This window comes from Planosporangium mesophilum (assembly GCF_016863255.1).
In the GTDB taxonomy this organism is placed as follows: Bacteria; Actinomycetota; Actinomycetes; order Mycobacteriales; family Micromonosporaceae; genus Planosporangium; species Planosporangium mesophilum.
Genome location: NZ_BOON01000076.1, coordinates 15,628 through 27,347, shown reverse-complemented (window position 1 = coordinate 27,347; position 11,720 = coordinate 15,628). Strand labels below are relative to the sequence as shown.

General features: G+C 70.4%; 11 protein-coding genes. 10 read left to right on the top strand and 1 reads right to left on the bottom strand.

All coding sequences use genetic code 11. From position 1 onward, the window contains the following. On the top strand, positions 1-2,144 hold a 2,144-nt coding region (locus tag Pme01_RS29860; protein WP_203935975.1), incomplete at its 5' end, for an ATP-binding protein. A gap of 79 nt (positions 2,145-2,223) precedes the next feature. Continuing rightward, positions 2,224-2,811, top strand: a complete 588-nt coding sequence (locus Pme01_RS29855; protein ID WP_168113559.1) for a response regulator — start codon at positions 2,224-2,226, stop codon at positions 2,809-2,811. A gap of 3 nt (positions 2,812-2,814) precedes the next feature. On the opposite strand, the gene Pme01_RS29850 is transcribed toward Pme01_RS29855, so the two are convergent. Beyond that, positions 2,815-3,144 (bottom strand): STAS domain-containing protein, encoded by a 330-nt coding sequence (locus tag Pme01_RS29850; RefSeq protein WP_168113558.1) that lies wholly within the window; start codon positions 3,142-3,144, stop codon positions 2,815-2,817. A gap of 176 nt (positions 3,145-3,320) precedes the next feature. Here Pme01_RS29850 and hemL point away from each other — a divergent pair, with 176 nt between their 5' ends. From hemL to mqnP, 8 genes are all read left to right on the top strand, one after another. Continuing rightward, positions 3,321-4,631, top strand: a complete 1,311-nt coding sequence (gene hemL, locus Pme01_RS29845) for a glutamate-1-semialdehyde 2,1-aminomutase (protein ID WP_239088543.1) — start codon at positions 3,321-3,323, stop codon at positions 4,629-4,631. Next, the gene (locus Pme01_RS29840; RefSeq protein ID WP_168113557.1) at positions 4,628-5,275 is read left to right on the top strand and encodes a histidine phosphatase family protein; all 648 of its coding nucleotides are present in this window, start codon (positions 4,628-4,630) and stop codon (positions 5,273-5,275) included. The genes hemL and Pme01_RS29840 overlap by 4 nt, the downstream gene beginning before the upstream one ends. Next, the gene (locus Pme01_RS29835) at positions 5,275-5,832 is read left to right on the top strand and encodes a TlpA family protein disulfide reductase (protein ID WP_168113556.1); all 558 of its coding nucleotides are present in this window, start codon (positions 5,275-5,277) and stop codon (positions 5,830-5,832) included. Before Pme01_RS29840 ends, Pme01_RS29835 begins: the two co-directional genes overlap by 1 nt. Continuing rightward, on the top strand, positions 5,832-6,593 hold the full coding sequence (locus tag Pme01_RS29830; RefSeq protein WP_168113555.1) for a cytochrome c biogenesis CcdA family protein: 762 nt from the start codon (positions 5,832-5,834) through the stop codon (positions 6,591-6,593). The genes Pme01_RS29835 and Pme01_RS29830 overlap by 1 nt, the downstream gene beginning before the upstream one ends. Further along, positions 6,594-8,171 (top strand): cytochrome c biogenesis protein ResB, encoded by a 1,578-nt coding sequence (resB, locus tag Pme01_RS29825; protein WP_168113554.1) that lies wholly within the window; start codon positions 6,594-6,596, stop codon positions 8,169-8,171. After that, entirely contained in the window at positions 8,168-9,136 is a 969-nt protein-coding gene (gene ccsB, locus Pme01_RS29820; protein ID WP_168113553.1) for a c-type cytochrome biogenesis protein CcsB, read from the top strand. The genes resB and ccsB overlap by 4 nt, the downstream gene beginning before the upstream one ends. 197 nt (positions 9,137-9,333) lie before the next feature. Next, a complete protein-coding gene (locus tag Pme01_RS29815; protein ID WP_168113552.1) occupies positions 9,334-10,794 on the top strand; it encodes a menaquinone biosynthesis decarboxylase in 1,461 nt (486 codons plus the stop codon). Further along, the gene (gene mqnP, locus Pme01_RS29810; protein ID WP_168113551.1) at positions 10,791-11,696 is read left to right on the top strand and encodes a menaquinone biosynthesis prenyltransferase MqnP; all 906 of its coding nucleotides are present in this window, start codon (positions 10,791-10,793) and stop codon (positions 11,694-11,696) included. Before Pme01_RS29815 ends, mqnP begins: the two co-directional genes overlap by 4 nt. The last annotated feature ends 24 nt before the right edge of the window (positions 11,697-11,720 follow it).

The window sequence follows — 11,720 nt, the reverse complement described above, 5'->3', positions numbered from 1 at the left end:
GTGACCTCACCGAGAACGTGAACCAGCTCGCCGGCACGCTCACCACCCAGCTTCGCGCGATCGCCGAGGTGTCCACCGCGGTGACCCGCGGTGACCTCAGCCGGCAGATCACGGTCAAGGCCGAGGGCGAGGTCGAGGAGCTCAAGGACAACATCAACCAGATGATCGTCACACTCCGCGACACCACCAAGAAGAACGCGGAGCAGGGCTGGCTGGACTCCAACGTGGCCCGCATCGGCGGTCTGCTCCAGGGGCAGCGCGACCTCGACGAGGTCTGCCGCATGATCATGGCCGAGGTGACCCCGCTGGTCGACGCCCAGCTGGGGGCGTTCTTCCTGGCCGGCGCCGAGTCGGAGGAGTCGCTGCTGCGGCTGGCGGCCTCGTACGGGTACGCCCCTGACTTCGAGATCAGCTTCGCGCCGGGCGAGGGCCTGGTCGGCGAGGCGGCGCTGTCCCGCCGTACGGTCCGGGTGCGCAGCTCGGTCCCGCACGGCATCGCGGTGCGCTCCGGCATCGCCGACACGGCCCCGGCCGATCTGGTCGTCCTGCCGGTGCTCTACGAGGGCGAGCCGCTCGGCGTCATCGAGTTCGCCACGGTGTCCTGCTTCTCCGAGCTGCACCTGGCCTTCCTCGACCGGCTCGTCGTCACGATCGGCGTCGCGCTCAAGACGATCCTGGCCAACCGCCGCACCGAGGAGCTGCTGTCGCAGTCCCAGCGGCTCGCCGTCGAGCTGCAGGAACAGTCCGCCGAGCTGCAGCGCACCAACGCCGAACTGGAGGAGAAGGCGGCCCTGCTGTCGGAGCAGAAGGGCAACATCGAGACCCAGAACCGGGAGATCGAGATGGCCCGGCTCGGCCTGGAGGAGAAGGCACAGCAGCTGGCCCAGGCGTCGCAGTACAAGTCGGAGTTCCTGGCGAACATGAGCCACGAGCTGCGTACCCCGCTCAACTCGATGCTGTTGCTGTCCCGCCTGCTCGCCGACAACCCCGAGGCCAACCTGTCGCCCAAGCAGATCGAGTTCGCCAGGACGATCCACGGCGCCGGCTCCGACCTGCTCTCGCTGATCGACGACATCCTGGACCTGTCCAAGATCGAAGCTGGTCGGATGGACGTGGAGCCCGGCGAGGTGTCGATCGGCGACATCCGCACGTACGTGGAGCAGGCCTTCGCGCCGCAGGCGGCGGAGAAGGGGCTGGAGTTCATCGTGGCGTCCGACATCACGCTGCCGGACGCGTTGACCACCGACCCGCAGCGGCTCCAGCAGATCCTGCGGAACCTGGTCTCGAACGCGGTCAAGTTCACCGACAGCGGCTCCGTCACCCTCCAGGTCGGCCTCGCGTCGGCGGACCGGGTGTACCAGGTGCCGACGCTCGACGGCGCGCAGCGGGTGGTCGCCTTCACCGTCACCGACACCGGGATCGGCATCTCCGACGACAAGCTCAACCTGATCTTCGAGGCGTTCCAGCAGGCGGACGGTACGACGAGTCGCAAGTACGGCGGTACCGGCCTGGGGCTGTCGATCAGCCGCTCGCTCGCCCGCCTGCTCGGCGGCATGATCGAGGTGTCCTCGCGGGTCGGCGTCGGTTCCACGTTCACGCTGTACCTCCCGGACACGCTGCCCGCGGACACCCTGTCGGCGATGACGATCCCGCTGGCCGGCGCCTCGGCCGCGGTGCCGGTCCCGGCCCCGACCCCGCCGATGATCCGTCCGGTCACCAGGCCCGAGCGGCTGGTCAGCCAGGCGGCCCGGCAGCTCGACGGCGCCACTGTGCTGATCATCGACGACGACGTGCGCAACGTGTTCGCCTTGACCAGCGCGCTGGAGCTGCAGGGGATGACGGTCCTCTACGCCGACAACGGCACGGACGGCGTACGCCTGCTCGGTGAGCACCGGCGCGTCGACATCGTGTTGATGGACGCGATGATGCCGGACATGGACGGCAACGAGACGACCCGGTTGATCCGGCGCAACCCGCACTTCGCCGACCTGCCGGTAGTCTTCCTGACCGCGAAGGCGATGCCGGGTGACCGGGAGTCCAGCCTCGCCGCCGGCGCCAGCGACTACATCACCAAGCCCGTCGACCTCGACGAACTGCTCGATGTCATGGCCGCCTGGGTCAACGGCGAAGGCCGCAGCGTCTAGTACGAGATCCGCACAATTCCCGGGAAGTCGTGATCATCCGGCCCTCGGGGAGTTCTGACGATCAGAAGAAGGAGATCGAGTGCCCAACTCCACCGACCGGCAGACGGCGAAGGTGTTGCTGGTTGACGACCGGCGGGACAACCTGCTGGCTCTGGAGGCGATCCTGCAGGGGCTGCCCGTGCTGAGCGTCGGCGCGCACAGCGGTGAAGAGGCGCTCAAGCACCTCCTCGTCGACGACTTCGCGCTGATCCTGCTGGACGCCCAGATGCCGGACATGGACGGGTTCGAAACGGCCCGGCACATCAAGCGGCGGGAGCGTACCCGGCACATTCCGATCATCTTCCTGACCGCCGCGGACCGGGACTCGCAGCTGGCGCTGCGGGGGTACGCGGTCGGCGCGGTCGACTACCTCTCCAAGCCGTTCGACCCGTGGGTACTGCGGGCCAAGGTCTCGGTCTTCGTCGAACTGTGGACGAAGACACAGCAGCTGCACGCCCAGGCCGAGGCGACCCGGGCCCGCGAGTCGGCGCTGCGCGCCGCCGGGGCGGCGGTCGACGAGGCGTCCACGCTGCTCAAGTCGGCGGCCGCCACCGACGGGGAGACCGCCCGCAAGCAGGTGGAGAAGGCGATGGATGTACTGGCGCGGGCCCGGCGACGGATGCTCTGACCGTCAGGGGGTGGTCTCCTGGATCATCAGCGCGTTGCGCAGGCCGGTGATGTCGAGCACCCGCATCAGGAAGTCGCCCACGTTCACCAGCACCAGGACGCTCTGCGCCAGCGTCGCCTTGCGGCTGAGCACGACGAGCGTGCCGAGCCCCTGTGAGTCGCAGAAGGTGACGCCGCTGAGGTCGAGGACGACGCGCGGGGGCGCCGGGTTGAGTAACTCGCCGACCGCTGCCGACAACCGCGCGACCGTGGACATGTCGATCTCTCCGGCCAGCGTGAGGAGGGCCTCGTTGGGACCCTGCTGGACCGAGATGGATAGATCAGGACGTTCCACCCCGTCAGCCTAACCCGATGGCCCTGTGCCGGCATCAACTCGTGGCCCGCCGCGCCGCGAACCGCCCGTTTCCGGCAACGCTGTGTGATGGCAGCCTATCGGTAGCGTGAGCTCCGCGCCGGCCGAGAGGGGTCGGGGGTGGGCAAACCCTCTTCGGCTGCCACAATATTGGGGCCGTGACCGAGACATACCCGGCTGACGCGCCGGCCTCCCAGGCTCTTTTCGACCGCGCCCGTGCCATCGTGCCGGGCGGGGTCAACTCTCCCGTGCGCGCGTTCCGCGCCGTCGGCGGTACGCCGCGGTTCATGGTGCGCGGTGAGGGCTGCTGGCTCCATGACGCCGACGGCCGCCGCTACGTGGACCTCGTGTGCTCGTGGGGGCCGCTGATCCTCGGTCACGCCCACCCCGACGTGGTCGAGGCGGTCACCGAGGCGGCCGTGAAGGGCACCAGCTTCGGTACCCCGACCCCCGGCGAGGTGGACCTCGCCGAGGAGATCGTGGCGCGTACCCCGGTCGAGAGCGTACGGCTGGTCAACTCCGGTACCGAGGCCACGATGAGTGCCATCCGGCTGGCCCGCGGCTACACCGGCCGTTCCAAGATCGTGAAGTTCGCGGGCTGCTACCACGGGCACGTCGACGCGCTGCTCGCGTCCGCCGGGTCCGGGGTCGCCACCCTCGGCCTGCCCGACACCCCGGGTGTGACCGGCGCCGCCGCGGCCGACACGATCGTGCTGCCGTACAACGACGTCGAGGCCGTACGGGCCGCCTTCGCCGAGCACGGCGACCGGATCGCGGCGATCATCACCGAGGCCGCGGTCGGCAACATGGGCGTGGTCGCGCCCAAGCCGGGCTTCAACGAGGCCCTCGCCGCGATCGCCCACGAGCACGGCGCGCTGCTCATCCTCGACGAGGTGATGACCGGCTTCCGGGTGTCCCGGTCCGGTTGGCACGGGCTGCACCCGGTCGACGCGGACCTGTACACCTACGGCAAGGTGATGGGCGGCGGCCTGCCGGCGGCGGCCTTCGGGGGCCGGCGCGAGGTCATGGAGCGGCTCGCCCCCTCCGGGCCCGTGTACCAGGCGGGCACGCTGTCGGGTAACCCGCTGGCCTGCGCCGCCGGGCTCGCCACGCTGCGGGGCTGCACGCCCGCGGTGTACAAGTCGCTCGACCACACCGCCCAGATCGTCAGCCGGTTGGCCTCCGACGCACTGGCCGAGGCCGGGGTGCCGCACGTCCCGTCGTACGCGGGCAACATGTTCTCGATCTTCTTCACCGACCGGGGCGTCGACAACTACGCCGACGCCCAGACCCAGAACGTGGACGCCTTCCGCGCCTTCTTCCACGCGATGCTGGCCCGCGGGGTGTACCTGCCGCCGAGCGCGTACGAGGCCTGGTTCGTCTCGGCGGCGATCGACGACGCCGCGCTGGAGGTCATCGAGGCCGCGCTGCCGCACGCCGCGCGCGCCGCCGCGGAGGCAGGTGCATGAGCAGGACCGTTGTTCACGTGCTCCGGCACGGTGAGGTGTACAACCCCGAGAAGATCCTGTACGGCCGGTTGCCCGGATACCGCCTGTCCGAGCTGGGCGTACAGATGGCGAAGGCGGCGGCCGAGTCGCTGGCCGACCGCGACGTCACCCACCTGGTCGCCAGCCCGCTGGAGCGCGCCCAGCAGACCGCCGAACCGTTCGCGGCCCAGTTCAAGCTGGAGATCGAGGTCGACGAGCGGCTGATCGAGAGCGGCAACATGTTCGAGGGCAAGCGGGTGGCGGTCGGCGACGGAGCTCTGCGCCAGCCGCGCAACTGGTACCTGATGCGCGACCCGTTCACCCCGTCCTGGGGCGAGCCGTACGCGCTGGTCGCGCAGCGGATGTACGGGGCCCTGCTGGCGGCCCGCGACGCCGCCGAGGGGCACGAGGCGGTCCTGGTGTCGCACCAGCTCCCGATCTGGACGCTGCGCCGGTTCGTGGAGCGCAAGCGGCTCTGGCACGACCCGCGCAAGCGCCAGTGCGCGCTGGCCAGCCTCACCAGCTTCCACTTCGAGGACAACCGCATCGCCGGGATCGGGTACGCCGAGCCGGCGGCCCATCTGATCGCGCTCTCCCCGGACGCGCGGACGGCCAAGGGGGCGTGATGCGCCCACGCCTGATCGTCGCCCTGCTGGCCGCGCTCGCGGTACTGGCGGGCTGTGCGACGAGCGCCTCGTCCGGGGTGTCCAGCGCCACGGACACCGGCCGGAGCGAGTCTTTCGAGGCGAGCGGGCGCCAGCCCGCACCGAAGCTGACCGGGGAGCTGCTCGGGGGCGGCGCCTTCGACCTCGCGCAGCACCGCGGCGAGGTGGTCGTGGTCAACCTGTGGGCCTCGTGGTGCAACCCGTGCCGGGCCGAGGCTCCCGAACTGGTCGCCGTCGCCGAGGCGACGAAGTCGCAGCGGGTCTCGTTCGTGGGGATCGACATCCGCGACGACCGGGACAAGGCGAAGGCCTTCGTCCAGCGGTACGGGATCGGCTATCCGAACCTGTTCGACCCGGGCGCGCGCGCCGTGCTGGACTTCGCCAAGGTGCCGCCGACCGCCATCCCCAGCACCCTGATCATCGACCGGAAGGGCCGCATCGCCGCGCTGTACACGAAGGCGATGCTGCGGGAGGACCTGGAGTCGGCGGTCCGGCGGGTGGCGGCGGAGCCGGAGTGATGGGCACCACCTTCGCGGGGATCGCCGAGTCCGGGCCGCTGCTGCTGGCCATCGGGGTCGCGGCGATCGCAGGCCTGGTCAGCTTCCTGTCGCCGTGCGTGCTGCCGCTCGTACCCGGCTACCTGTCGTACGTCACCGGCCTGGCCGGGGCCGACCTGGACAGCGCCTCGGCGTCGGCCGCCCGGCGCGGCCGGGTACTGGCCGGCACGCTGCTGTTCGTGGCCGGGTTCGCCACCGTCTTCGTCCTCGCCAACGTGCTGCTCGCCAGCGCCGGCAGGGCGCTGCTGCGTCACCAGCGGGTCGTCGAGATCGTCGTCGGGGTCGTGATCCTCGCCCTGGGCGCCGCGTTCGCCGGCCTGCTCCCCGGCCTCCAGCGGGAGTGGCGTATCCGGCGGCTGCCCGCCGCCGGCCTGCTCGGCGCACCGGTCTTCGGCGCGGTCTTCGCGCTATCGTGGAGCCCCTGCCTGGGCCCCACGCTCGGCGTCGTGCTCGGGCTGTCCGCCGTCGGCGGCGACACCGGCCGTGCGGTGATCCTCGCGTTCGCGTACTGCGCGGGGCTGGGTGCGCCGTTCGTCGCGTTCGGGCTCGGGTTCCGCCGGATGCTCGGGGTGTTCCGGGCGATCCGGCGCAACAGCATGTGGATCACCCGGGTCGGCGGCGTACTGCTGATCGTCGTCGGGGTGGCCCTCGTCACCGGCGGTTGGCTCGACTTCGTCAACTGGCTGCGGGCCACCGTCGGGGTGGGGGAGGTGAGCATCTAGATGTCAACGGTGGAGGCCCCACCGGCCGATCGCGTGGACTCGGGTGCTCCGCTGCCCCGCGGCCACGGCCTCGGCCCGTGGCTGGTCGCGCTCGCCCGCCGGGCCTGGCGCCAGCTCACCAGCATGCGTACCGCCCTGGTCCTGCTGTTCCTGCTGGCCGTCGCCGCGATCCCGGGCTCGCTGCTGCCGCAGCGGAACACCAAGATCGAAGACGTCAACCAGTACCTGCGCACGCACGGCGAACTCGGCCGGACGTTGGACCGGTTCTACCTCTTCGACGTCTTCTCCTCGCCCTGGTTCTCCGCGATCTACCTGCTGCTCTTCGTCTCGCTGGTCGGCTGCCTGGTGCCCCGGCTGCGCGACCACGTCAGGGCCCTGCTGCGCCAGCCGCCCGACGGGCCGTCGCGCCTGGACCGGATGCCGGCGTACGTCGGTGGCACCGGGGGCGACCCCGAGCAGTTCGCCGCGCTGCTGCGCAAGCGCCGGTTCCGGGTCGCTGTCCGCGGCACCACGGTCAGCGCCGAGAAGGGGTACCTCAAGGAGAGCGGCAACCTGCTCTTCCACTTCGCCCTGCTGGCGATGCTGATCGGCGTCGCGATCAGCTCCTGGTACGGCTGGCACGGCAGCCGCAACATCGTCGCCGGCCGCGACGGCGAGATCTGCAACACCGTGCCGCAGTACGACGACTACGGGCTGGGCGCCCGGGTCGGGCCGGGTGACCTGCCCCCGTTCTGCGTCCGGCTCGACCGCTTCGAGGCGACCTACGCCCCGAACGGCCAGCCGACCGCGTTCCGGGCCCACGTCCACTACTCGCAGGGGTCCAGCGGTACCGAAAGCCCGGCCGAGGTCCAGGTCAACCACCCGCTGCGGATCTCCGGCGCCGGTGTCTACCTCCTCGGACACGGGTACGCGCCGGTCATCCGCTACACCGACCGGTTCGGGAAGTCGCAGACCTCGGTCCAGCCGTTCCTCAACAACGACGAGAACCTGACCGGTACGGGCGCGGCGGCGTTCCCGGACGCCAACATCGACCCGGCGACCGGCAAGCAGGACCCCAACGACCAGATCGGGTTCCAGGGCGTGTACCTGCCGACCATGTCGTCGACCGACATGACCAGGGGTGCGTCGCTGCACCCGGAGGAGCGCAACCCGCGGCTCCTGCTGGTCGCGTACAAGGGCAACCTCGGCATGGACGCCGGGATCCCCCGGTCGGTGTACACGCTCGACGAGTCGCGGATCGCCTCCGGGCGGCTGGCGAAGGTCGCCGAATCCAAGGCGCTCCGGCCCGGCGAGTCGCTGACCCTGCCGGACGGCTCGAAGGTCGAGTTCGTCGGTACCCGGGCGTTCGTCACGGTCACCGTCCGGCACGACCCGGGCGAGATGATCGTGCTCGGCGCCGCGGTGTTCCTGCTGGCCGGGCTGCTGTTGTCGCTGTGGGGCAAGCGGCGCCGGATCTGGCTGCGGGTCAACGGCGACCGCGTCGACGTGGGCGGGCTGCCCCGCACCGACTACCCCGGCTTCGCGGCCGAGTTCGACGAGATCGTGCAGGCGGCACGAAAGGAAGGCATCCTCCGATGAGCGACGCCCTGTCAAACCAGCTACTGGTCGTCACGGTCCTGGCGTACCTCGCGGCGATGATCGCGTACGCCGCCGAGTTCGCCTTCGGCAACCGGGGCGCGGTGGCCCGTGCCGCTACCCGGTCCCGGGAGCGGGAACTCGTCGGAGCCGGCGGGCCGGTGCTCCCCGACACCCCGGTGGTGATCGAGTCCGCTCCGTCGGGTGGACGCGCCGCGCTGTTCGGGCGGTTCGCGGTCGCGCTGACCGTCGTCGGCTACGCGGCGCACCTGGGCACGATCGTCACCCGAGGGCTGGCCGCGAACCGGGTGCCGTGGGGCAACATGTACGAGTTCGTGCTGGCGGTCTGCTTCGTCGGCGCCACGGCCTGGCTGGTCCTGCTGGCGCGCCGGCCGATGGTCCGGCCCCTCGGCATGTTCGTCACGCTGGCGCTGATCGTGATGCTCTTCGTCGACGCGGTCCGGCTGTACACGGCGGCCGGCCCGCTGATGCCGGCGCTCAACTCGTACTGGCTGAAGATCCACGTGACCGCCGCGGTGACCGCATCCGGCGTGCTGCTGGTCGGGTTCGTCGCCGCCGCGCTGACGCTGATCCGGATGGGGTACGACGACGGCAAGCGTTGGTTCCCGTGCTCGCTGGGCAACCGCCTGCCGGCCGCGGCCACCCTGGAGCGGCTGACGTTCCGGGTGCACGCGTTCGCGTTCCCGATCTGGACGTTCGCCATCATCTGCGGGGCGATCTGGGCCCGGGAGGCCTGGACCCAGTACTGGAGCTGGGACCCCAAGGAGACCTGGTCGTTCATCTCGTGGGTGATCTACGCCGGCTACCTGCACGCCCGAGCGACGCCGAGCGTCAAGAAGACCGTGGCGACCTGGATCGCCGTGCTCGGCTGGGCCACCATGATGATCAACCTGTTCGCCATCAACCTGGTGGTGACCGGTATGCACTCCTACGCCGGCGTCAAGTAGCGCGCACAGCGGCCCCCGGGGATGTCCTCGAGGGCCGCCTCTGTGCGGGAGGTGAAAGTTTTCACCGTGCCCGGTTATCGGAGCATAGCGATATGTCGATGCCGATCCCAGTCTGATTTCTGCCGTACTCCTATCACTTCGCTATCGCGACAGGGGCGGTGGCGTACCCGTCAATGTGGATTGGGAGACTTGCGGGCATGTCGCGTGGCTTCCCGTATCCGGATCTCAAGGATTTTCTGAAGGCGCTCGACCGCGCGGGTGAGCTGCAGCGGGTCAGCGCTCCGGTCGACCCGACCCTGGAGATCAGCGAGATCGTCACCCGGACCGTACGCGCGGGCGGCCCGGCGCTGCTGTTCACCAACCCGGTCCGGGGCGAGATGCCGGTCGCGATCAACCTGTTCGGCACCGAGCGGCGGATGGCGATGGCCCTCGGCGTGGAGTCGCTGGACGAGATCGGCGACCGGATCGGCGGGCTGGTGAAGCCGGAACTGCCGGTCGGCTGGTCCGGTATCCGCGAGGGCCTGGGCAAGCTGATGCAGCTCAAGTCGGTGCCGCCCAAGCACGTCAAGACCGCGCCCTGCCAGGAGGTCGTGTACCGCGGCGACGAGGTCGACCTCGACCGCCTGCCCGGCCTGCAGGTCTGGCCCGGCGACGGGGGCGTCTTCCACAACTTCGGCCTGACCCACACCAAGCACCCGGAGACCGGCAAGCGGAACCTCGGCCTGTACCGGCTCCAGCAGCACTCCCGCAACACGCTCGGCATGCACTGGCAGATCCACAAGGACTCCACCGCCCACCACGCGGTCGCCGAGCGGCTCGGCCAGCGGCTACCGGTGGCGATCGCGATCGGCTGCGACCCGGTGGTCAGCTACGCCGCTTCGGCACCGCTGCCCGGCGACATCGACGAGTACCTGTTCGCCGGGTTCCTCCGCGGCGAGCGGGTGGAGATGGTCGACTGCCTGACGGTTCCGTTGCAGGTACCGGCGCACGCGCAGATCGTCCTGGAGGGGTACCTGGAGCCGGGCGAACGCCTGCCGGAGGGCCCGTTCGGCGACCACACCGGCTTCTACACCCCGGTCGAGCCGTTCCCGGTGCTGCACATCGAGTGCATGACGATGCAGCGCAACCCGGTCTACCACTCGATCATCACGTCGAAGCCGCCGCAGGAGGACCACGGCCTCGGCAAGGCGACCGAGCGCATCTTCCTGCCGCTGCTGCGGATGATGATTCCGGACATCGTCGACTACGACATGCCGGCGGCCGGGGTGTTCCACAACTGCGTCATCGTCTCGATCCGCAAGCGGTACCCCAAGCACGCGCAGAAGGTCATGAACGCGATCTGGGGCGCGCACCTGATGTCGCTGTCCAAGCTGATCGTGGTGGTCGACGAGGACTGCGACGTGCACGACTACCACGAGGTCGCGTTCCGGGCCTTCGGTAACGTCGACTACTCCCACGACCTGCTGCTCACGCAGGGGCCGGTGGACCACCTGGACCACTCCTCGTACCAGCAGTTCTGGGGCGGCAAGGCGGGCATCGATGCCACCCGGAAGCTGCCGGGCGAGGGGTACCACCGGGGCTGGCCGGAGGAGATGACCATGTCGCCGGAGGTGGCCGCGCGCGTGGACAAGCGCTGGAAGGAGTACGGATTCAAGTGACGGTCGCCGTCGAGCCGCGCCCGGGGCGGGTGGGGTCGTTCCTGCGCCTGGTCAAGGTCGAGCACTCGGTGTTCGCGCTGCCGTTCGCGTACCTGGCGACGCTGACGGCGATGACGCTGGCCGGCCGGCGGGTGCGCTGGCTGGACCTGCTGCTGGTGACGGTCGCGATGGTCGGCGCGCGGACGTTCGCCATGGCCGCCAACCGGGTCCTCGACCGGCACATCGACGCCCGCAATCCGCGTACCGCCACGCGCGAACTCGTCACCGGGGCGGTGAGCGTGCGTACCGCCTGGACCGGCGCGGTGGTCGCGATCGTGGTCATGATGGCCGCCGCGGCGCTGCTCAACCCGCTGTGCCTGGTGCTGTCACCGCTCGCGGTGGTGCCGCTGATCGTCTACCCGTACGGCAAGCGCTTCACCAACTGGCCGCACGCGATTCTGGGCCTGGCCCAGATGGTCGCGCCGGTCGGCGCCTGGCTCGCGGTGACCGGTACCTTCGCGGGATCCTTCCCGGCCTGGGTGCTCGGGGCCGCGGTCGGGCTGTGGATCGGCGGCTTCGACCTGATCTACGCCTGCCAGGACGTCGAGGTGGACCGGGAGATCGGCGTGCACAGCGTGCCGGCCCGGTACGGCGTCCGCTTCGCGCTGCACGCGTCCACGGTCGCGCACGTCGCCACGTTCGCGTTGTTCGTCTGGTTCGGCGCGCTGGTCGGGCTGGGCTGGCTGTGGTGGGTCGGGCTGGTGCTGACCGCGCTGGCGTTCGCGTACGAGCACGCCATCGTGAAGCCCGACGACCTGAGCCGGGTCAACCGGGCCTTCTTCACGGCCAACGGGTTCGTCGGGATCGTGCTCTTCGTGTTCGCCCTGGCCGACCTGGTGATCCGCGGCGGCCTGCGTCCGTGATCGGAGTTGAAGCGGGGGTTACCG